We start from the raw sequence: 21,995 nt of genomic DNA on the forward strand, positions 1-21,995 counted from the left end.
GAAAAAAACAGCTCGACAAAGCTGTTTTTTTGAGAGTGAAGAATATGGTATGCTTACTAGCTAGCTAATTTTTGGTTGTATGGTTTGAATGTCAAATGGTATTTTTCTTTTAAAGTTCGAGGCTGCAGGTTTCTTTTGAAAAATAATACAGGCGCCATAATTGTTTTCAAATTTGACAATTTTTTAATTTCGCTTAATTGTTTAACAGCAAAGTTTAAAATAGGCTGAAACGTAGTTAAATAATTGTAACTATGCTGCGCTATCTCTAGTTCTAAAACTTCACGCAAAATGCTCTTCATTAATAAATAACGAACTGTGCCTTGCTGTGGAATCGTTTTAAGTTCTTGGAACTTCTCGCCTATCTTTTGATTTTCTGGACCTATGTAAATATAATTTCCAGATTCATGAGTAAATATTTTTCTTACCTGCGATGTAAAATCGAAATCGGTTACTTTACTTTCTATATTGGTTGGCATTCCAATCAATGAAAATTGAATGTGCTGGTGGCTTTTAAAATACAACACGCTGTTAATTACTGAGGAATTACTCATAATACCAGACTGTTGTTTCTTTAAAGATCTTATTTCTCCATTTGCACCAAAACTATGCACTACATTTCCTTTTTCACAATACACAAAAAATACCGGTGATAACGGATTTGATTCTATACTTAAATTGACATCGTGATTGAACATTAAGTCAAAATTTAAGTACGTCATTTCTTTTTCAAAACGAACTCCTGAAATGCTTCCTGTTGCCCATTTCGATTTGAATGTTAATTTATATTCGTTTGCGCTGATCAATAAATCACCGCCAAAACTATCTTTAAGATTGTTAAAGACATCGTCAAATCCTCCAGTATTTATGTAAAGTTTTTTCATTATAATATTTTGGTTAAATAAAACGGTTAGTAGTTATTTACGTACAAAAACTAACTTTGGTTTTTATCTTATTTCTATAATCCAAATTTCGTTTATATTGTCTGTCAAATCTTTATACAATTTTGGAGAGATATTTCATAATTATTATTTTGAGAGGGACAAAGGTTTAAAGGTTTAAAGTTGCAAAGGTTCAGAGATTTCTTTTAGAGGGACAAAGGTTCAAAGTCGCAAAGGTTCAGAGGTTTTTTTTTAGGCTAAAAGGTTTACTTTGCCCCTTACTACAATTTTTCTCTTTTCCATCTAACCTTTGCACCTTTGAACCTCTGAACCTTTGAACCTCAAAAAAAAAGCAGCTGCCCCAAATAAATTTGGAACAACTGCTCATCAGCAAAATAAAAATACCAATCTATTTTTACTTTTTATGTCAATTCGCTTATATCAGCATTTTTAGAATAATTAGCTTTCGGAATATCTTTAAAAAATTCAGCTTCTTCTAAGTCAGCTGTTGGTCCGTATCCTAATAAATGGGTTCCTTTTCTGTTGTCTTTTGTTTCAATAACATACAAGATAGACATATCATCTGGATCGCTCATACCTTCATAACGATGGTGGGCTACAATAAAAATATCTTCTGGTTTGTATGCTGTTTTAGTTTCTGAATCTATTAATTGATCATTTTCAAATAAATAATTCACTGTATATCCTTCTTCTTGATATCTTTTAATATAATCGGTTTCGTGTTTTGAATCTTCTCTTTTCATGGCTTTTTTATTTTTAATCTCTTTATCAAATTTCCGTATTGAAACCAGATAAAATTAACTCAAACGATTTTAATCTTGCCTCATTCAAAAATGAGACTTTTTGAATATTTATTTTTTATTAATTTTAACGAAGCCTAACTTTAGGCAAGAATTACTACATTTAAAAATTAATAAAACTCTGTTTATTAATAAGAGAATAAATACCACATTTAATGAACACTAACAATTATGAATTTCTGGCCAATGGAGGCGAAATGGGACAGCTTACCCGTGCCAAAGATTGGAGTAAAACTGAGGTTGGACCAGAAGCATCTTGGCCGCAAAGTCTTCGTACTACTTTAGGAATTTTATTAAACTCCAAATTCCCCATGTTTTTATTTTGGGGGCCAAATCATATTTGTTTTTATAATGATGCCTATCGTCCTAGTCTTGGAAACGATGGTAAACATCCCTCAATCCTTGGTGAAAAAGGCGCCGATTCATGGCCGGAAATCTGGCATTTTATTAAACCTTTACTGGATCAAGTACTTATTGAAGGAGAAGCTACCTGGCATGAAGATCAGCTGCTTCCGATTTACAGAAATGGCAAAATCGAAGATGTTTACTGGACATTCAGTTATAGCCCTGTAAAAAATGATGAAGGAATAATAAATGGAGTTCTTGTAATTTGCAACGAAACTACCGATAAAGTAAACATTCGTAAAAGGCTTGAAGAAAGCAACGAACGCTATTTAAGTAACATTCTTCAAGCTCCAAATGCGATGTGTATTTTTAGAGGTGAAGATTATACAATAGAAATTGCCAATAAATTGATGCTGGAAATTTGGGAGCGAAAAGAAGAAGAGGTTCTCCATAAACCTGTTTTTAAGGCACTTCCCGAAGTTACCAATCAGGGTTTAGAAGAAATTCTGAAAAATGTTTATACTACTGGTGAAAAATTTACCGCCAACGAACTTCCTGTAAGTCTAAACCGAAAAGGAAAACCGGTAATTAATTTTATAAATGTTACTTATGAAGCTTTAAAAGAAGCCGATGGTACTATTTCTGGTATTCTGGCTATTGCCAATGATGTAACGCTGCAGGTCCTTTCCCGCACTGCTGTTGAGGAGAGCGAAAAGCGTTTTAGAAATATTGTAAAACAGCTTCCGCTCGGGATTGGAATTTTTAAAGGGAAAGATCTCGTTGTAGAAATGGCGAATGATACTTATCTGCATATTATTGATAAAAATGAAGAAGATATATTAGGCAGGCCAATTTTTGATTCTGTTCCTGAAGCAAAAGAGACTGTTTTCCCACTACTAAAAAACGTTTTTGAAACAGGTGTACCTTACTATACAGACGAACTTCCTGTTACTTTAAATCGTTATAACAAACAGGAGTTAGGTTATTTTAATCTTGTATTTTATCCCTTAAAAGAAGAAAATGCGATTACAGGTGTTATTATTGTTGCCTACGAAGTTACCGAAGAGGTAAAAGCGAGACATTTATTAACGGAAAGCGAAAAAGCATTTCGAAATATTGTAATGGATTCTCCAATTGCAATGGCAATATTTAGAGGTAAAGATCATATTATCGAAATGGCCAATATTTCGATGATGCGCAATATCTGGCAGAAAGAAGAAAAGGATACAATTGGAAAGCCTTTATTGGAAGTTTTCCCAGAATTGGAAAATCAAAAATATCCCGAATTGTTAAATGATGTTATTGCTAATGGAAAAACGATTCAAGAGAACGAAGCGATTGCTTATGTTGATATTAAAGGGAAACTAAAGAAATTCTACTTGGATTACGAGTATACTTCGCTTCTTGAAAAAAATGGGCAGGCTTCTGGCGTTATGGTTACTGTTAACGATGTAACGTCTAAAGTTAAAGCAAGAAAAAAAGTAGAAACTGCTGAAGAAAGAGCAAGATTAGCAGCCGAAATTGGAGAAATTGCGACTTGGGATCTTGATCTTCAGAATAAAAAATTAATTTATAGTGATAAAATCCTGGATATTTTTGGCTTTGAAAAAAAAACAAAAATAGTACATCAGGATATTCGAAGCCGAGTGCTTCCCGAAGACGAGCATATCTTAGTAGAAGCTTTTGCAAAGGCACTTTTAACAGGTATTTATAAATACGAAGCACGTATCCAAAAATTAGATGATTCTATCAGCTGGATAAAAGTGCACGGCAGGATATTTTTTGATGAAAATAAAGACCCTTCAAAGATGATCGGGACTCTGATGGATATTACTGATGAGAAAAACAGCCAGGAAATATTGATGAAGAATGAAGCAAAATTTAGACTTCTTGCCGATTCTATGCCGCAGCTTATTTGGACTAGTGATACTTTGGGAAATCTAAATTATTTTAATGAAACTTTTTACAAGTATTCTGGATTCTCTAAAGAGGAAATCGACAAAAATGGATGGCTTCAAATTGTACATCCTGACGATCGGGAAGAAAATGTTAAACTCTGGATGCATTCTGTAAAAACAGGTAATGACTTTTTATTCGTTCACCGTTTTAAACGTTATGATGGTGAATACAGATGGCAGTTGAGCCGCGCTATTGCACAATTGGACGAACAGGAAAATATTCAAATGTGGGTGGGTTCAAGTACAGATATTGAAGATCAAAAAAACTTCACCAATCAGCTTGAAGAGCAGATTATTGAACGTACTACTCAGCTGGAACTTAAAAATAGAGATCTTGTTAACATGAATATCGAACTGCAGTCGTTTGCTTATATTTCGAGCCATGACCTTCAGGAACCTTTGCGAAAAATACAAACGTTTGCCAGCCGTTTATCTGATTTAGATGAACAAAACATATCGGCAAATGCTAAAACATATCTAGCCAGAATTGAGATTTCTGCCAAAAGGATGCAGAATTTAATACAAGACCTGCTCGCCTATTCTAGAGCTAATTCTGCAGAACGCGTTTTTACAACGGTTAATATTGACGAAATTGCAGAAGAAGTCATCAGTGATTTCTCTGATCGAATTGAAGAAAAAAATGCAGTAGTAGAATATCATAATTTAGGAGAAGCAACCTTGATTCAGTTTCAATTTAGACAGCTGCTTCATAATTTGGTAGAAAATGCGCTTAAATTTTCTAGAAAAGGAGTTCCTCCAAGAGTAGAAATATCGTCAGAATTGGTAAAAGGAAGTTCTCTGCCAAATGCTGAGTTTAAAGATAAAATGTATCATCATCTGCAAGTTGCTGATAATGGAATTGGCTTTGATCTTGTCTATAAAGAAAAAATCTTTGAAGTTTTTCAGCGCCTGAATACAGAAAGTGAATATAGAGGAACAGGAATTGGTCTTGCTATCGTGAAAAAAATCGTTGAAAACCATAAAGGTATCATTACCGTTTCCAGCGAAAAAGACAAAGGTTCTGTGTTTAATATTTATATTCCTGATATGTCTTAAAAATCAATATTTGAAAACAAAATTGCTTTTATTTGGCACAAACTGCTTCCAATTTATACTTATCGCGTGCTCTATTGATTTTATAATATCACTCATTAAAACGGGCTTGGTTATAAAACAATTCGCTCCAAGATTTCGGCATTTCTCGATAATGCTGGGCTCACTTGATGTAGAATAAATTACTACTGGGATATCTTTTTTATCCTCGGAACTTCTAATTTCTTCTAAAACTTCAAAACCGTTTTTTCCAGGCATATTTAAATCCAGAAAAACAACGTGCGGTGTTGGCGGCGGATTAAAAATAGCATCCAATAATTTTTCTCCTCCAGTATAAGTCTGAAGTGTGATTTTTTGATTTATTGACTCTACTGCATCAGCAAAAATACTTAAATCATCTTCGTCATCATCAGCATAAAAGATAGTATAGTTTGTCATTATTTTTCGAGTATGATTTTAATACTCAAATATAAAGCATTTTTGCAAAACAATCAATATGAGTATTTATTCTTACAAAAATATAAATTGAAATCTCATAATTTATAAGTTTAATTATATAAGCCTAAAAAGATAAAAATAACCAATTTTACTAGTATGAAATTAAACAAATACAAACTTAAAATATAACGTTATGGGCGATCATAAAGACCTTACAGATGAATTTGCAGTAGATAAAATAAAAGATCTTGCAGAGAATATTAAAACATGTATGTTTTGTACTTACAATGAATACCGACTGCAGTCGAGACCTATGTCTGTTCAAAAAATTGATGATTTAGGAAACCTTTGGTTTTTATCAGATAGAAACAGCAGTCATAATGCTGAAATTTCTTTAAATCCAATGGTGGAATTATTTTTTGCTGAACCGCATGACAAGTTTTTAACCCTTCATGGAACAGCAACTATCCAGTATGATAGAGAAACTATTAAAGAATTGTACGACCCAATTGTTAAAGTTTGGATGCCAGGCGGCGAAGATGATCCGAATTTAAGTGTAATTAAAGTAGTTCCTGAAGATGGATATTACTGGAACAATAAAAACGGTAAAATCGTAGCTATTGCTAAAATGACTGCCGCATTTGTAACTGGAAAAACAATGGATGATGGAATTGAAGGAACTTTGAAACTATAGTTTTCTATTCTATTTCATACAAAAAAAATTTAGCCACAGAGCAAAGATTACTATGATTTCAAAATCTATGATTCTTTACTCTGTGGCTAATTTTTTTATAATTAATATCTAAGTATTCATTCGTTTTAATTCTAATGCATTTAATATACCTGCTTCACTCGCAGTATTATTAAAATAAACAAATCCTTTTTTCGAATCTAATTTATTGCTTACTGCTTCTAATTCTTCTGTCGAATAACTGGAATAAAACATTTTAGGAACACCATGAAATCGTACATAAACCAATGGAAAATCCTTGAAAATTGTTTTAGGAAGATCCGGATGACTAACGCTGCAAAACGTAATTTTGTTTTCTTTGAACGAATTCCATACTTCTTCATTCCACCAGCTTTCGTGACGAAATTCGATCACATTTTCAAATTCATAATTTAGACTGCCTATTATATTTTCTAATTTCTCTTTGCTATAAGCATAACTGGGAGGAAATTGGAATAAAATAACAGCGAGTTTCTCTTTCATACCAGATTTACAAACATTGTAAAAATCATTTAAAAGACCTTCACAATCCTGTAACTTTTTGATGTGCGTAATTTCTTTTGGAACTTTAATAGAAAACAAAAAAGATTCTGGGGTTTTATCGTACCAGTTTTGAAAAATTCTAAGAGTAGGAAATTTATAAAAACTACCATTAAATTCGTATGTGTTAAAATGCTGGCAATAAAAATCAAACCAATTTTTGGATGGCAGATTTTGCGGATAAAAAATGTTCTTCCAAAAGCTGTTATAAAAACTGGAACATCCTATTAATACTTTATTTTTCATGTATATTTTTTTTGACAATTAGTGCAGAAAAAACTTCTTCGTTTTCGTTCTCCTGTCTGTTTTTTATGAAATGGAAGATTACATCTTAAACAAACTGATTTTGTATAAGCTTCCCAATGTTTTTTGAGCTCAAATTTCTTTTTCCAGTATAAAAATTCAAAGCTGTATGTTGAGCATTCAGCAATAATCTGACTCATTTCTTCTGGTGGAATTTTTCCAACAATTGATTCTGGATGAATGTAGCAGCGATATAAAACTTCATTTTTTATAATATTACCAACTCCAGAAAAAATGTCTTGGTCTAGAATAACATCGCAGATCATTTTGTCTGACATTTTTTCTAGACTAATTTGTGCCTTCTTCGGATTCCAGTCATCATTCATCACATCTACACTCCAATCGTAATGAGAGTTGATATTTCCTTCTAATATTTTTACGGAACAGGTATAAAAATTTATTTCACCATCATCAAAACCTAAACTCAATCTCGGTTGTGATATTTTACGTTCGTTTATTCTGTATGTTCCGAACATCAGTAAATGAATCTTGACCGTAAAAGAGTCAAAACATATTAAAAAATGCTTTCCCCAAGTTTTAAAATCATGAATGGTTTTATCCTTTAGGCGAGAAATATCTATACTGGTATTTCCAGAAACAGAAATTACTTTTTTTCCTGTAAATTGCTGTACCTCTTCTTTTAAAATTACTATAGACGGACCTTCGGGCATAAAATTTATTTTTAATTAAACTAAAAAGTGCAGTCCGAAAACTGCACTTTGAGTACATTCTTGTGGCTTATTCAATTTCTGCTGCTTCAAGATTTACAGCATTTACAGCAACTTCCGTTAGTATTTTATCTGCACCTTTTTCTTCATCAAGAGTTTGTTCCAGCAAAGTTGCCGCTTCTGGCAGACCAAGTGTTTCTGCAAACTGTCTTAAAGTACCATAAGTTGCAATTTCGTAATGCTCAATTTTTTGACTTGCAGCAATAATTGCCGCATCTCGCACTACTCCAATTTCGGTTTCTTCAAGCAATCCTTTTGCTTCTTCGATCAAACCTTCCATCGCGTCGCATTTTTTTGCTGTGGCTTTTTTACCTATAATTTTAAAAACTTCTTCTAAACGTGAAATTTGTTCTTCTGTCTCTGTTAAATGGTTGTCAAGAGCATATTTCAATTCAACAGACGATGCATTTTTAAGCATAACTGGCAAGGCTTTAGTTAAAGCTTTTTCAGCCCAATAAATGTCTTTTAAACTGTCTTCAAATAATTCAGTTAATCCAGAAGCTGCGTTTGATTTTGGTTTTGTTACTCCTCTTTCGATTGTCTCTTTTTTAGACGTATTGTTTTTACTATCTGTAGTTTTCATGGTAATGATTTTTTATAATTAATAACATCATAAAAGTACTGCCTGCAGAATCAGACTGGTTATACTATTTTAAATATAAATTTCATTCTAAGCATCTGTTAATTATGCAATTACATTAAATAATCCTATAAAATACGGCAGAGCATTAGGGGTTAGATTTGTATATATAAATTACTAAAATTAAATATCATGAATACTACAGATAAAACAAACGGTACTTTTCCTAGAGATCCAGGAAATCCAAATAGTTCAGACAGAAATACTGTAATGAATGAGGAACTTTATGACTTAAATACAAAAGAAACTCAGAAAAGCCGAGCAGAAGATGCAGAACGCGGTTATACAGTTAGAGATGGATATAATCCAGACCGACCAAATCCAGATCAAGCATATGATGACGATTTAGATGATCTTAATGATGATTTTCATACCGATAGAGATCTTGAAGACAATGACGATGTCTTTGAAGTTGTTTTAGAAGATGAAAATGATTTAGAAGATGAAGAAGATGAGGACGAATATGTTGAAGAAGATCTTGATGAAGAAGTAGAAAATGACGAATTCGATAATCCTGCCGATACTTTTGAAAACGACTTTAATGAAACCGAAGACGATTTGGAAGATATTGACGACGAAGACGAAGACGATGAAGACAACGATTATATTGAAGATGATGTTCAGGAAGAAGAACCAGAATATCCGCAAAACGATCCACGCCGATTGTAAATTTCTCTGCTTCTAAAAAATAAAAAACCGTTAATTACTTAACGGTTTTTTTTGAGTTTAAAATTCAACTAATCTCCAATAATTTTCAATACTGGAATATCATCCATTTTAGCCAGACGTTCTGCTAGTCCAGCTCTTGCTTCATTGAGTTCTTCTTCAGCTTTACCCAATTCTTTATACCATTTTTCTTTTTCAATTGTCGAATGTTCCAATTTTCTTAAGATTTCATAGATTTCTCCCTCTGCTTCCATCACTTTTAATCTTTTGTAATAAGTGAGACTTTCGGTCATGTGTGCAAGTGCAATCATGGCCGTTAAAAAAGGATGATTATTGGTAACATTGACATCTTTAATTTTGCCATGTTCCAATTCTACTTTTAAGGCAAAAGCAAATTCTTCCATGTTAAAAGCTTCGTGTTTGCTATTCGGATCCAAATAGGCTTTTATAGCATGCACATTATTCATAGTCGAAAGATCTACGTCAGTTTGTGTGCTGTCACTTAAATCTTTATAAACTACATTTGCAATTGCTCTGGCCTCTGCAACCGTAGGATCATTTTCCGGATTATCAAAATCTCGAACCGACCAATCCCAATTTTCAGGATGAACCGGTTTTATATATTTTTCACAAAAATCTGTAACATCATTTTTCAAGCTCACCATTTCGTCATCTCTTTTAATGAAGACATCTTGGTAAGCACCGCTTTTTGTTCCCATGACTGTTATTTTTTTTTATTGAAACTGCAAAAAACGACACATTATAAAAATAACTGTGTCGTTTTTTTGTTCTTTTATTTACTGATATTTTTATTAAACTCTCGTTCTTCCGCTGATTAATGAAATAACGAATAAGACTAAAAATATAAAGAATAAAATTTTAGCGATACTTGCGGCTCCAGCGGCGATTCCACCAAAACCAAATATTCCCGCCACTATGGCTAGAATAATAAATGTGACTGTCCAACGTAACATAATAATAGTTTTTTAGTTAATAATGATTTTGTTTGTTTTTCAAACTTTTCAGCTTTTAAGAGATGCTGAAACTCTATTTTTTAACTGCACGACGATTCTAAATTAATCTCATAATTTTGGATTAACTCAGAAAATGCAATTTCTGATTTCGTAAAATACTTTCTCGTACTTCGGCTTTTTTTAGCTAAATCAAAATATTTTTGAATTGAACCGTCTTCATAAGTCGAAATTAAAAGCGGATGAACGTAATAATCTTTACAGACTTTTCTAGTGTTTCCTAATGCTTCTGCCGTTAAATCAAATGCGGTAACCACATTTTTTTTAGCTTCTTTTTCATCAGAAGTAACTCCAATTTCCATTAAGCTTTCAAAGAAAATAATTGACGCTGCCCATGTTCTAAAGTCTTTTGCACTAAAATATTCACCTGAAATATTATGCAGATATTCGTTTACCATATGGCTGTCAAGTACTTTTCTTTCTCCGTTTTTATCGTAATATTTAAAAACTTCCCAGCCTGGAATTTCTTCGCATCGGCTTACCAGTTTTATCAATTGTTTGTTTCTGGTTGTAATCGTATGCTGCTTGCCTTTTTTGCCGACAAATTCAAATCGAAGCGAATTTCTATTGATGTTAATATGACGTTTTCTTAAAGTTGAAAGTCCGTATGATTTATTGTCTTTGGCATATTTTTCATTTCCAATTCTAATATGAGTCTCTTCCATCAAACGAATAACCAAAGCAATAACTTTTTCTTTCGACCATTCTTTATTTTCTAAATCAATATCAACTTGTTTTCTAATAGCTGGAAGTTTAGCTCCAAACTCAGCAATTTTGTAAAATTTGGTCTGGTTTCTAAGCAGATTCCATTTTGGATGATAGCGATATTGCTTTCTATTTTTAAGGTCTATTCCAACAGCCTGTAAATGTCCGTTTGTAACATCTGTAATTCGAACATTTTCCCATGCCGGCGGAAGCACCAAACTATTAATTCTTTTTATTTCGTTTTTATTTTTTAGAGATCTTCCATTTTTTTTATAAACGAAATTTTCTCCTTCGCGACATCGAACAATTGTCAGCTGATGATCATTAATATATTCCAAATCTAATTTTTCAATCACTAAATGTGGAGTCTTAATTAACTGATTCATTAAAACTTCTTTTTTGGCCGCTGCATTCATGGTATTTAATTATTTATCACTGGGATAGTTTTAATCAATTTTTAGTTATTTCTTAAAGAATCAATCAGACTTTTTTTATTCATATAAGATCTTCCTTCTATACCAACTTTGCTGGCTTGTTTTTGAAGTTCTTCTTTCGTCCATTCTTCATAAGGTTTCGCTTCTCCGCCTTTTTTTCCTGCATGAGGCGTATTGGCAATTCTAGCAGATTTTTCTTTGCTATATCCCTTTTTTACAAGCGCCTCATATTGTTCTTCATTTTTAATTCTTGGATCTGGCATGACTATATATTTTTAAGGTTTAACATTTTCTAAATCTCATAATTCAAAGTTCTTTTAAAAGTGAAAGAAATTCGTTATAGAATTTTCGTTAGAAATTTCATAATTAAGGTTATGGATAATTGTGAATTATTAATTATAAGCTGTTAATTGTTGGATTTGATTTAATTTTCAAAAAAAAAATCCCAATTCTTGGAGAATTGGGATTTAGTTTTTTAATTGCCACTATTAATTCAGGTTTTAAAACAAGAAACTATATTTTTCTTCATATTATGATAAACTCACAAAAATTAAAAAAATATAGTTTATTGATCACTAACGATTATTTTTTATCATTGAAAGATATTTTTTCATTTGATTCATCTCTTCACTCATAAAACTAGGATCACCGTTTAAATCTCTAAATTGTTTTATCGCATCAATATTTGCTAATACTCCCTTAGCAAACCAAGGAAACTCATTTGCTAAAGAATTTAATTTTGCAATTGCTCTAAATGATTCTCCTGCTTTACTTAAGAAAACGGCATGTTCATATCTAAAATTTGGACACCAATAATATTCTTCTGCTAGATTATCCCAAGTCTCCAGATCACAATTCCCAATATTAAGATATATTGTAGCAAATACAGAAGAGTCAATATAATCTTTTGAAAATACGAAATAATTTAAAAGCGGAATTTCCTTAGCATCGCTATTCTTTATTTTATTCTCAATAACTTCATTCATTAAATTATGTGACTTAACTTTATCTTCTTCCTTATCTGATAAATGTAAAACTGTGGCATATTCAACTTTTATTATATCTATATCCGGTCTTGCCTCATACGCATATTTTATATATTTTAAAGAATTTTCATAAGAATCCATAACTCGATAAAGTTTAGATAATGAAACCATTAATCTAATATTTTCAAAATCTTCTTTTTGTATATGATTTTCATGAAAATTAATACCTTTAATTCCGTATCTATCTTTTACGAATCTTTCTATAATTTGCCACTTACCAATTTTAGTTATTTCTGAAGTATCCCAAAGAGAAAATAATACACTTCTTCTATCCCAAACAGATCTAATTTCTTTCCATTCTTCAAAGGTGCTATTGAACGCCTCATGTTCTTTGTAAGTTACTCCATTTTCGTCTGTCAAATTTAAGTGAGGATTAAAATCTGGAGTTGAATAATATCTATTTAATGAATCATATAATTCATGTTTAAATAATTCAGGAGTATTATGTTCCAAATTACTTTTACTTAAAAATTGATTTACTGACTGCAAAGACTCTTTATTTGTAATTCCGTCAGATGAATCCGTCTGAAGATTAGCTTCATTTTTAGTAGTTCCGAAAATTCTTTTGAATATGTTCATATTAAATTTTATTAGAAAAATGACAAACATACAAATTCCAAATTTTGGTACGAAAATTTTTAGGTTTAAATCATATAACAATCTCTAAAAATCCTGTAAGACATTGCTGTAACTTCTCAATAATTTTACATTATAACATTAAACTATTAAAATCATGAAAAAGTTACTATTAGCCGGAAAAGCCATTTTAGGAGCAGGATTAATTATTTTATTCCTTCAATCTTGTAAAAACGAAACCAAACAAGAAGATCCAAAAGAAGTTGCTGAAGATGCAAACGAGGCTAAATTTGATTCTATTGACAGCAAAGAAGATGATTCTGAGTTCTTAGTAGATCAAGCGGAAATTAATCTAGCTGAAATCGAAATAGGTAAACTGGCACAAACTAAAAGTACTAACGCAGAAGTGAAAAAATTTGGTAAAATGCTTGTTGATGAGCACACTAAATCTGCTTCTGAAGTAAGTGCATTAGCAAAAGCTAAAAACTTTACATTACCAACTTCTTTGACTGAAGAAGGTCAAGAAGAATACAATAAATTGAATGAAAAAACAGGAGTTGACTTTGACAAAAAATTCGCAGACATGATGATCGATGGTCACGAAAAAGCGATTAAAAAACTTCAAGACGCTACTAAAGATGCTCACGACGAAGACGTAAAAACTTGGGCATCAAACAATATTGCGGGTTTAACTGCACATTTAGAACATGCTAAATTGTTGAAACAAAACCTAGACAAAAAGTAAAATAAATTTAATTGGTTATTATTTATTTTTAAGAAACCCCTTAAGAGTTGAATTGCTTAAGGGGTTTTGCATTTTATTTAAGTTGCTAAGAGACTAAGATTCTAAGGTTCTAAGAAAAAAACTTAGCGCCTTAGAATCTTAGTAACTTATTTATTTTAAAGAAGCCATATCAATCACAAAACGATATTTGATATCTCCTTTTAATAATCTTTCGTAAGCGTCATTTACTTCGTTTACACCAATTAATTCGATATCTGCAGTAATATTATGTTCTGCACAGAAATCAAGCATTTCCTGAGTTTCAGCGATACCGCCAATATTTGAACCTGCGAAGCTTCTTCTTCCTAAAAGAAGACTGAAAGAAGTTACAGGAAGCGGCTCCATAGGCGCACCAACCAAAGTAAGCGTTCCGTCAACTTTAAGTAAATTTAAGTAAGCATCGATATTATGTTCTGCAGAAACGCAGTCTAGAATAAAGTTTAAGCTTTTAGCATGTTGTGCCATTTGTTCTTCGTCTGTTGATAAAACAACCTCATCTGCTCCAAGACGTTTTGCATCTTCTGTTTTAGATAATGAAGTAGTGAAAACAACCACATGAGCGCCCATAGCTTTTGCCAATTTGATTCCCATATGTCCTAAACCTCCAATTCCAACGATTCCTACTTTTTGGCCTGGACCAACTTTCCAATGTTTTAAGGGAGAATAAGTTGTGATTCCAGCGCATAGTAAAGGTGCAACTCCAGCAAGATCTAATTTATCTGAAATATGCAATACATAATTTTCATCAACAACAATACTTTGAGAATAACCTCCAAAAGTTTGTCCGCCTAAATGAACGTCAGGAGAATTAAAAGTCAATGTATTTCCTGGGTCGCAAAATTGCTCTAAACCTTCTTTACAATGTTCGCATTCTCTGCAAGAATCAACCATACAACCAACTCCAGCTAATTGTCCAACTTTAAAATTCTTTACGTGATCACCAACCTTAGTTACACGACCAACAATTTCGTGACCTGGAACAATTGGATAAATAGTTCCGTGCCATTCGTTTCTAGCAGAATGTAAGTCTGAATGACAGATTCCGCAGTATAAAATTTCAATTTCTACATCGTGGGCAAGTACTTCACGGCGTTTAATATCAAGTGTATGCAATGGTGCTTCGGCTGCTTCGGTACCAAAGGCTTTTATGTTTTTTGTTCCCATATTTTTTTGTTTGTTTTGTTTCAAGTTTGAAGTTTCAGGTTTCAGGTTTACACGCAAAGAGCGCTAAGATTTACGCAAAGTACACAAGGGAAATTTTCTTTATTAAGATAAAAAACTTAGACTCTCAGTATCTCAGAACCTTAGCCCCTTAACCTAGTGACTGCTTAATAGAAAATACTCTCCATCAGTTACTTTTTCTAACCATACTCCGTGGCCTTTATCCACTTCTGTGATAATCGCAACATAAGAGAACTTTTCAAACGGAGTTGCTCCGTACCAATGTTCTACTCCTGGTAAAATTGTAACTACTTCGTCTTTTTGAAGTTTACGAACGGCACTTCCTCTTTCTTGATAATAACCTGCTCCTTCTTTTGCAATTAGCATATGCAGACCTGCATTACTATGCCAATTACTTCTAGCACAAGGCTCAAAAGTAACTTCCTTAATAACAGTATTTTCAGGATGAATATCACTGCTCTGTTTTTTATAGGAAACGTCACCCGTCATATATGTGCTAGGGACTTTTCCTTCTTCGATAACGGCTGAATAATTTGTTGACATAAATTTAGTTATTTTTTGAGATTAATTTTATTGATAACTGTTATATTCTTCATCTGTAACGGGTTCCAGCCAGTCTACAATTCCTTTTGCTGTATTGGTACTGATGGCGATATGTGTAAATTCACTTTCGGGAGACGCGCCGTGCCAGTGTTTTATTTCGGGCTGAATGTTTACAACGTCTCCAACCTGTAATAACTGAATTGGTTTTCCAATTTCCTGATAATATCCTGTTCCGTGTGTTACAATAAGAATTTGTCCGCCGGGATGTGTGTGCCAATTGTTTCTTGCACCGGCTTCAAAGACAACATTTCCAACGGCAGTATTTAAAACTTCATCGTTTGGAACGAGCATTTTAACCCATGCTTTTCCTGTAAAATATTCTGAAGGTGCTAAATCTCCCTTAGGGAAAATGGCGTCATTATATTGATTATCTGATGTTTTCATAAATTTCTTTGTTTTGGAATTATCAGAATCAGGAAACTAAATTTTGGAAAGCTAGAAGGCGCTTTATGAAGTATTTATTTAGTCGTTAAAACTGATAAATGATTAATACTGTTATTTTCAAGGGCAAAATTAGGATAACAATGCTTTTTGAAAATAACAATATTCAAACAAAAAATTATGAAATTGAAACAATTTACATTCGAAGAGATTTCGGAACTGTTCCTGTAAGCCTTTTAAAGTAATTATTAAAATAACTCGGATATTCAAATCCCAGCGAGTAGCCAATGTCCGAAATACTCCAGTCCGTATGCTGTAATAATGCCTTTGCTTCGTTTATAATTCTTTCGGTAATATGAGCTGTTGTAGGTTTTCCTGTAACTTCTTTTACCGAACGATTTAAATGATTAACATGCACAGCAAGGCTTTGCGCATAATCCTGCGGTGTTTTTAATGCTAAAGGTTCGTTTTTAGTTTCTATAGGAAATTGTCTTTCTAATAATTCTAAAAACAAAGAGGTAATTCTGGAAGAAGCATTTTTATGTTTAAAGAAATTATCTGAAGGCTGCATTTTCATCGATTCGTGAATAATCAAATTGATATAACTGCGCATCAAATCGTCTTTAAAAACATAATCGGTTTCATATTCTTTGATCATTTTTTGGAATAAAGAATCTATAAAAAGCTTTTGTTCAGCATTTAAAGAAAAAATTGGTGTTCCTCCTATTTTAAATAACGGTGATTCGTGTAGTGTCTCTGAGCGGTCTTTTGCTTTCAAAAATTCTTCTGTAAAAACGCAGGCGTAACCTTCATATCCCTCTGAAACTGTTTCCCATGAATATGGAATAATCGGATTTCCAAAAAACAGAATTGTTCCGTCGGTTTCTATACCGCGGTCAGCGTATTGTATGATACTTTTACTAGTATTGATACAGATTTTATAAAAATCCCTGCGACTGTAAACGGGAATTTTACTTTGATCTCCATTTATCTGATATACTTTAAAACCTTTTAGTTTTAAATCTGAAGTAAAATCGCAATTCTGAGTTTCTGTCTGATTATTCATTTTGCAAAGTTATGAAAATCAAACAATATTTTTATTTATTTTGTTTCAGGTTTCAGGTTTCTTTATTTCAAGTTTAAAAATTTATGCAGAGTTTCGCTAAGTTTTTTTTGCTCGCAGATTTTGCAGATTCAAGAGATTACAATTATTTTTTTGATATCTGCCAATCTCCAAAATCTGCGAGAGAATTTATTTTAGATTCAAACTCCCTGCTCGTAAATCTTTCGCGGAAGCGGTTAAAACAACTTCTTTTGCATTTTCGGCTTTCTGGATAATAATTTGTGCATATCCGTTGAAAAGCTTTCTTTTCCAAGATGCTGCTGGCGTAATTACTTGAATAATTCCAGGATCTGTGTTCATAACGTCCCAGTCTTTTACTTTTTGTAACGGTGTTACAGCAATATGGATTGTGTTTTTTCCTTCTTTCAAAATAGCTGTATTCAAAATATATTTTTGAGGATCTTCTGAGCTAGGTTGTACTTTTTTTCCATTAATAAAAACTACTGTCTCTACTCCTATTTTCTTGTAAAAGAAACTCACAACATTTGTAGATGCATTATTTTTCAATTCAAATTCTCCTTTATATATATACGATGGTGCCTGTTTTTTATAATCACGTTCTTTAAAAGCTTCTGTCCATTTACTTTCGTCATAGTTGGTCATTTGCTTAGGAAGAGATGAACTTTCACCTTTCTGTTCCATAAAATTAGTTATTGCAGAAAAAGAAATGTCATCAATAAATTGATCGCTTTCTAAAGAAGTGGGATCGCCGTTTCCTACACCCAAAATTTTACCACCTTTTATAGAAAAGCTGATTTCATCATTTGCTGTTGGAATATGTAAGCCGTTTTTATCTGTAACTTCAACAGTTACAACAGATACATTTCCTTTCAAAACGTTTTCCTTATCTAAAGACAATTTTACATTTTCTGCCTTCCCAGTAGTTTTTTGAATTTCAGTTATTATTTTTTTTCCGTTTTTATAACCAATTGCTTCTAGAGTTCCGGGAATGTATTTTACCTTCCATTCTAAGTGTCCGTTTTGCTCCATTTTCTTTTTGCCGAGACTTTTTTTGTTTAGAAAAAGTTCTACTTCATCGCAATTTGAATATGCCCAGACATCAATTTCTTTTCCTTCCATCCCAGTCCAATTCCAATGCGGTAGTAGATGTAAAACAGGTTCTTTTCCCCACCATGATTTCAGATAAAAAACATTGTCTTTTGGAAAACCGCAGACATCCATCATTCCGAAATACGAAGTTACAGACGGCCAGCCATAAGGTGTTGGTTCTCCGCGGTAATCAAAACCCGTCCAAAAAAATACTCCAGCCAAATAAGGTCGCTCGGCATAAAATTTCCAGCCTTCTTCAATACTGTAAAAAGTCGGACGCGGTTTTTTATCGTAAGCACTTTGATAGTGTTTAGCATCATCTGTAAAATAAATTCCTCGGGTTGCAAAAGTCGAACCTTCCTCTGTACCCATTCCAGACTGCTGCTTAAACTGATTTCTGTGTCCGTCAATATCTCCATTTCCGAGATAATTATATCCCATAATTTCTACTACAGAAGAAATACCGCTTTTAAAACCGCTGCTAATTCCCACTGTCACAGGTCTTGTAGGATCGATGCTTTTGGCAAAATCCTGCATCACATTTGTTATTCTTTCCCCAACTATACCGCCTTCAATATTCCATTCTTCATTTCCAACCGACCAGCAAAAAATACTCGGATGATTGCGGTCACGTTCGATCATTCGCTGCAAATCATTCAAATGATAATCGTTGATTCCCATTAAACGAGTTTCATCAATAACCAGCATTCCCAATTCGTCACAAGCTTTCAGTAATTCGGGAGTTGGCAGATGATGCGAACAACGATACGCATTAGATCCCATTTCTTTCAGTTTTTTAATTCTATAATACTGAATTTCATCTGGAAGCGCCGTCCCTATTCCCGCATGATCTTGATGATTGTTTGTTCCTTTTAATTTTAATGGTTTTCCATTTAAGAAAAATCCACTTTCTGCATTAAATTCAATAGTTCTGATTCCAAAAGGCGTTTCATAACTATCTATAATTTTTCCATCTTGTTTGATTTGAGTTACCAAACGATATAAATTGGGAGAATCAATATCCCACAAAAGCGGATTTTCGACATGAAGTTTTGTGCTATGTGTGATTGTTTTATAAAATTCAGGAGCTAATATAGTTTCAGAAAAAGTAGCAGCCTGTTTATTTTCTTTATTAAAAATGGTTTGAGAAATCTCAATTGATCCTTTATAATTTCCTTTATTTTCAATTGTTACATCAGCAGTAACTGAGGCATCGCTATTTTTGAGTTCAGAAGTTACATAAGTTCCGTTTGTAAGAACATGAATCGGATTTGTTTTCTGCAGATAAACGTGTCTATAGATCCCTGCACCTTCATAAAACCAGCCTTCTTCCATCGAAGCATCTGCTCGAACCACAATCGTATTCTCTCCACCATAATTAACATAAGCCGTTACATCATACTCAAAACCATTGTAACCGCTTTGTTCCGTTCCTAAATAAAACCCGTTGAAAAATACTTTTGAATTTCTAAAAACACCGTCAAATTTTAATGAAATTACTTTTCCAAGATCCTCATTTGGAATGGTTATTTTTTTCCTGTACCAGCCGATACTTTTGTCGGGAAAGTTTTTACCCGCTGCTTTAAATCCGTGACTGAAACTGGCACTTTCGCTAAAGGATTGTTCTACCGCCCAATCGTGTGGTAAATCAAGTTTTCTCCAAGCACGATCATCAAAATCTTTTGCAGCAGGACCATCGCCAAATCCTGTTTTGGTTAAATAGGAAAAGTAGCCTTCTGCATGTCCGAAATCTTTTTTTGTATCGTATAAATGTCCAAACGAAAACTTCCATTCTTTATCTATTAAAATTAATTCCCTTCCTGTTTTATTTTGTGCCAAAGCATGAAAAGAGATTAAAAACATACAATAAATCAGGATTCCTCTTATAGAAATAGTTTTCATAAATAATGTGGTTAGTAAGAATGGTTAGCAAATAGCTATAAAAATATTCTTTTTAAAGCGATTAAAATAATAGTATTTTATCAAAATATAATCGTTTATAATTACTTACAGATAATTAACTCTACTTAAAAAGTAGATCATAAAAATTTAGAATCATTCTATTGACATTACTCTGTTAAATTTCTCTCTTTTGATGTAATTTTATATTTGAATTCAATAAAAACTGTACTATTATGAGTGTTATTAAAGATGAAAAATTGCTGCATAGTACCATTAAAAACATCGATCAGAAGATAGATAAATTAAATGATCAAAAGATAATTGCTTTTTTTGATGCACTTGGATTAACTGAAAGAGCTGACGTACCAAAGGATTTTCTAAAATGGGAAACTATATTGGTTGTTGTGCCAGACAGACATATTTCGCACGAACTAAAATATTATAAATATTCTATTTCAAGACTTTCTTTTGTTACCAATCCGAATGCACGCGAAATTCATATTTTTGATTTTAATGAATGGAAAAATGTTACGCGTAACAAGACACAATTTCAAATTAGAGAATTTTTGAAAACGAATTATGGCGGAGTGAGGCATCATATGGACAGACTAAATTAATTGTTTTATAAAATAATGCTTTATACTTTTTAAATGAAATGGATCACTAGGGAAAGACCTAAAATTGACCGAATTGCCTGTCCTTGGCTGATCTTGAATTTTGTTGATTCAGAAGCCGAGTTTATCTATGTCCCGTTTGATCAAGTTTTGCATAAAGCAAAAGAAATAAACGCCATTCCGTTTGATATCCCGAATGTAGAATTCACGCATTATAATGAAGAATGTACTTTTGATTATATTATAAAAAAGTATAAAATTGCTGATCCAGCGGTTTTAATTATGGCAAAAATTGTTCGTGGCGCCGATACAGATCGTCACGATCTTGCTAAAGAAGCAGCTGGACTTTGGGCAATTTCAGCTGGACTTTCGCATAACATTACTAATGATATTGAATTACTCCAAACTGGATTAAAACTTTACGATGCTCTATACAGCTGGGCGAAATATCTGTATAAACAAAATCATCTGCAAAATAGTCCGTTCGAAAATTTACTGCACGAAGTTTATAATAAATTTTTGATTGAGAAAAAATCGAATCAAAAAACACCTGCATGGGTTAAAGAATTAAAAAATATTATTCAAGATCAAATAGATGCACAGTTTACTTTTGACTTAAAGAAAATTTCTAGTGATTTAGAATTGAATCCATCTTATTTATCAAGAGAGTTTTCTAAGTATTTTGAAGACTTAAATTTCGGTGAATATGTTCGAAAATTACGAATTGAAAAAGCCATAAACCTGATTCAAAATACAACTTATACTTTAACCGAAATAGCTTACATGACTGGATTTTCAGACCAAAGTCATTTCACCAGAATATTCAAGTTACAAACTGGAAAAAACCCTTCTTCTTATAGAAAAAATGCACTAAAAAGTAATCCAGATACAAAAGGTAAATAGTGTTCTATTTATAGATTTTCATTGTCAATAGTTTTGTTTTTTAATTAATAAAACTATTATGATTTCATTGAGACATCTTTTCGCAATCACTTTATTCGCTTTAAGTTTGAATATATTTTCTCAAACTACTTATCCAAAAATCACAGGTTATTTTGGAATTCTTCACCCCATCGTGACCTTTAGCAGTGAACAAACAAACGTAAATTTTAGAGATTATTATGCTGTTGGATTTCCAACTGGAATTAATATCTGGAAAAATCAGAAAATTGGTTTTTCTTTTGAAGTTGTACCTAATATTAGAGTGCAGGGAAATAGTGATAAAGTGACGAACTTATTATTTCATCCAGGTGTTTTAGTCGCACTAGGAAACGGCTATACATTTGCAGGAAGAGCAGCTTTTGAAAGCAGCGGACGATATGGTATTACTCCAGTAATAAACAAAACGATTATAAAAAGTGAGAATTGCAGTTATTTTGCGGCTATTCCTGTTCCTATTCGTTTTGGCAACGATCATCCCGCATCTTTAACTATTGGTTTTCAATTCGGAATTGCTTTTTAAAA

The 21,995-nt window shown here is 32.5% G+C and carries 23 protein-coding genes; 7 read left to right on the top strand and 16 right to left on the bottom strand.

The features are described from left to right. Window positions 1-56 precede the first annotated feature (56 nt). Complete coding sequence (locus EDB96_RS14910) at window positions 57-881, bottom strand: hypothetical protein (protein WP_134141686.1); 825 nt, start codon at window positions 879-881, stop codon at window positions 57-59. A 419-nt stretch (window positions 882-1,300) separates the two neighbouring features. Beyond that, entirely contained in the window at window positions 1,301-1,642 is a 342-nt protein-coding gene (locus EDB96_RS14915; protein ID WP_057118359.1) for a hypothetical protein, read from the bottom strand. Between the two features lie 212 nt (window positions 1,643-1,854). On the opposite strand from EDB96_RS14915, the gene EDB96_RS14920 reads away from it, so the two are divergent. After that, window positions 1,855-5,058, top strand: a complete 3,204-nt coding sequence (locus EDB96_RS14920; RefSeq protein ID WP_134141688.1) for a PAS domain S-box protein — start codon at window positions 1,855-1,857, stop codon at window positions 5,056-5,058. A gap of 3 nt (window positions 5,059-5,061) precedes the next feature. On the opposite strand, the gene EDB96_RS14925 is transcribed toward EDB96_RS14920, so the two are convergent. Beyond that, complete coding sequence (locus tag EDB96_RS14925) at window positions 5,062-5,493, bottom strand: response regulator (RefSeq protein WP_134141690.1); 432 nt, start codon at window positions 5,491-5,493, stop codon at window positions 5,062-5,064. A gap of 193 nt (window positions 5,494-5,686) precedes the next feature. On the opposite strand from EDB96_RS14925, the gene EDB96_RS14930 reads away from it, so the two are divergent. Further along, entirely contained in the window at window positions 5,687-6,187 is a 501-nt protein-coding gene (locus tag EDB96_RS14930) for a pyridoxamine 5'-phosphate oxidase family protein (RefSeq protein WP_134141691.1), read from the top strand. A gap of 108 nt (window positions 6,188-6,295) precedes the next feature. Here EDB96_RS14930 and EDB96_RS14935 read toward each other — a convergent pair whose 3' ends face one another. From EDB96_RS14935 to EDB96_RS14945, 3 genes are all read right to left on the bottom strand, one after another. Continuing rightward, window positions 6,296-7,009 carry a DUF72 domain-containing protein gene (locus EDB96_RS14935; RefSeq protein ID WP_057118363.1) on the bottom strand — a complete coding sequence of 238 codons (714 nt, stop codon included), beginning with the start codon at window positions 7,007-7,009 and terminating at the stop codon, window positions 6,296-6,298. Then, a complete protein-coding gene (locus tag EDB96_RS14940) occupies window positions 7,006-7,737 on the bottom strand; it encodes a DNA-formamidopyrimidine glycosylase family protein (protein ID WP_134141692.1) in 732 nt (243 codons plus the stop codon). Before EDB96_RS14940 ends, EDB96_RS14935 begins: the two co-directional genes overlap by 4 nt. Before the next feature lie 67 nt (window positions 7,738-7,804). After that, window positions 7,805-8,377, bottom strand: coding sequence for a ferritin-like domain-containing protein (locus EDB96_RS14945; RefSeq protein WP_134141694.1), 573 nt, complete (start codon window positions 8,375-8,377; stop codon window positions 7,805-7,807). 189 nt (window positions 8,378-8,566) lie between these two features. Between EDB96_RS14945 and EDB96_RS14950 the strand changes: the two genes are divergently transcribed. Further along, complete coding sequence (locus EDB96_RS14950) at window positions 8,567-9,103, top strand: hypothetical protein (protein WP_134141695.1); 537 nt, start codon at window positions 8,567-8,569, stop codon at window positions 9,101-9,103. Window positions 9,104-9,171: 68 nt separating this feature from the next. Here the strand turns inward: EDB96_RS14950 and EDB96_RS14955 are convergent, their stop codons facing one another. The 5 genes from EDB96_RS14955 to EDB96_RS14975 all read right to left on the bottom strand — a co-directional run bounded on the left by EDB96_RS14955 (window position 9,172) and on the right by EDB96_RS14975 (window position 12,895). Then, window positions 9,172-9,819, bottom strand: coding sequence for a DUF5661 family protein (locus tag EDB96_RS14955; protein ID WP_134141697.1), 648 nt, complete (start codon window positions 9,817-9,819; stop codon window positions 9,172-9,174). A 93-nt stretch (window positions 9,820-9,912) separates the two neighbouring features. Continuing rightward, complete coding sequence (locus EDB96_RS14960; RefSeq protein WP_082586828.1) at window positions 9,913-10,074, bottom strand: DUF1328 domain-containing protein; 162 nt, start codon at window positions 10,072-10,074, stop codon at window positions 9,913-9,915. Between the two features lie 80 nt (window positions 10,075-10,154). Beyond that, window positions 10,155-11,252: a DNA topoisomerase IB gene (locus EDB96_RS14965; RefSeq protein WP_134141698.1), complete on the bottom strand. Its 1,098-nt coding sequence runs from the start codon at window positions 11,250-11,252 to the stop codon at window positions 10,155-10,157. 41 nt (window positions 11,253-11,293) lie between these two features. Further along, window positions 11,294-11,533 carry a hypothetical protein gene (locus tag EDB96_RS14970; RefSeq protein WP_057118369.1) on the bottom strand — a complete coding sequence of 80 codons (240 nt, stop codon included), beginning with the start codon at window positions 11,531-11,533 and terminating at the stop codon, window positions 11,294-11,296. A gap of 312 nt (window positions 11,534-11,845) precedes the next feature. Next, on the bottom strand, window positions 11,846-12,895 hold the full coding sequence (locus tag EDB96_RS14975) for a hypothetical protein (RefSeq protein WP_134141699.1): 1,050 nt from the start codon (window positions 12,893-12,895) through the stop codon (window positions 11,846-11,848). Between the two features lie 154 nt (window positions 12,896-13,049). Here EDB96_RS14975 and EDB96_RS14980 point away from each other — a divergent pair, with 154 nt between their 5' ends. Next, entirely contained in the window at window positions 13,050-13,637 is a 588-nt protein-coding gene (locus EDB96_RS14980) for a DUF4142 domain-containing protein (RefSeq protein ID WP_057118371.1), read from the top strand. Between the two features lie 150 nt (window positions 13,638-13,787). On the opposite strand, the gene EDB96_RS14985 is transcribed toward EDB96_RS14980, so the two are convergent. The 5 genes from EDB96_RS14985 to galA all read right to left on the bottom strand — a co-directional run bounded on the left by EDB96_RS14985 (window position 13,788) and on the right by galA (window position 19,917). Beyond that, window positions 13,788-14,840 carry an NAD(P)-dependent alcohol dehydrogenase gene (locus EDB96_RS14985; RefSeq protein ID WP_134141700.1) on the bottom strand — a complete coding sequence of 351 codons (1,053 nt, stop codon included), beginning with the start codon at window positions 14,838-14,840 and terminating at the stop codon, window positions 13,788-13,790. A gap of 153 nt (window positions 14,841-14,993) precedes the next feature. Continuing rightward, window positions 14,994-15,401, bottom strand: a complete 408-nt coding sequence (locus tag EDB96_RS14990) for a cupin domain-containing protein (RefSeq protein ID WP_134141702.1) — start codon at window positions 15,399-15,401, stop codon at window positions 14,994-14,996. Window positions 15,402-15,428: 27 nt separating this feature from the next. After that, window positions 15,429-15,845 (bottom strand): cupin domain-containing protein, encoded by a 417-nt coding sequence (locus tag EDB96_RS14995; RefSeq protein WP_134141703.1) that lies wholly within the window; start codon window positions 15,843-15,845, stop codon window positions 15,429-15,431. 193 nt (window positions 15,846-16,038) lie between these two features. After that, window positions 16,039-16,908: a helix-turn-helix domain-containing protein gene (locus tag EDB96_RS15000; RefSeq protein ID WP_057118375.1), complete on the bottom strand. Its 870-nt coding sequence runs from the start codon at window positions 16,906-16,908 to the stop codon at window positions 16,039-16,041. 186 nt (window positions 16,909-17,094) lie between these two features. Continuing rightward, entirely contained in the window at window positions 17,095-19,917 is a 2,823-nt protein-coding gene (galA, locus tag EDB96_RS15005) for a beta-galactosidase GalA (protein ID WP_134141704.1), read from the bottom strand. A 233-nt stretch (window positions 19,918-20,150) separates the two neighbouring features. Between galA and EDB96_RS15010 the strand changes: the two genes are divergently transcribed. Genes EDB96_RS15010 through EDB96_RS15020 form a run of 3 tightly spaced genes read left to right on the top strand, consistent with a single transcriptional unit; the run spans window position 20,151 to window position 21,993 of the window. Further along, window positions 20,151-20,534 (top strand): hypothetical protein, encoded by a 384-nt coding sequence (locus tag EDB96_RS15010; RefSeq protein ID WP_134141706.1) that lies wholly within the window; start codon window positions 20,151-20,153, stop codon window positions 20,532-20,534. Window positions 20,535-20,567: 33 nt separating this feature from the next. Next, complete coding sequence (locus EDB96_RS15015) at window positions 20,568-21,434, top strand: chromate resistance protein ChrB domain-containing protein (RefSeq protein ID WP_134141707.1); 867 nt, start codon at window positions 20,568-20,570, stop codon at window positions 21,432-21,434. A 58-nt stretch (window positions 21,435-21,492) separates the two neighbouring features. Beyond that, entirely contained in the window at window positions 21,493-21,993 is a 501-nt protein-coding gene (locus EDB96_RS15020; protein ID WP_057118379.1) for a hypothetical protein, read from the top strand. Window positions 21,994-21,995 lie beyond the last annotated feature (2 nt).

Source organism: Flavobacterium sp. S87F.05.LMB.W.Kidney.N (assembly GCF_004366435.1).
GTDB lineage: Bacteria > Bacteroidota > Bacteroidia > Flavobacteriales > Flavobacteriaceae > Flavobacterium.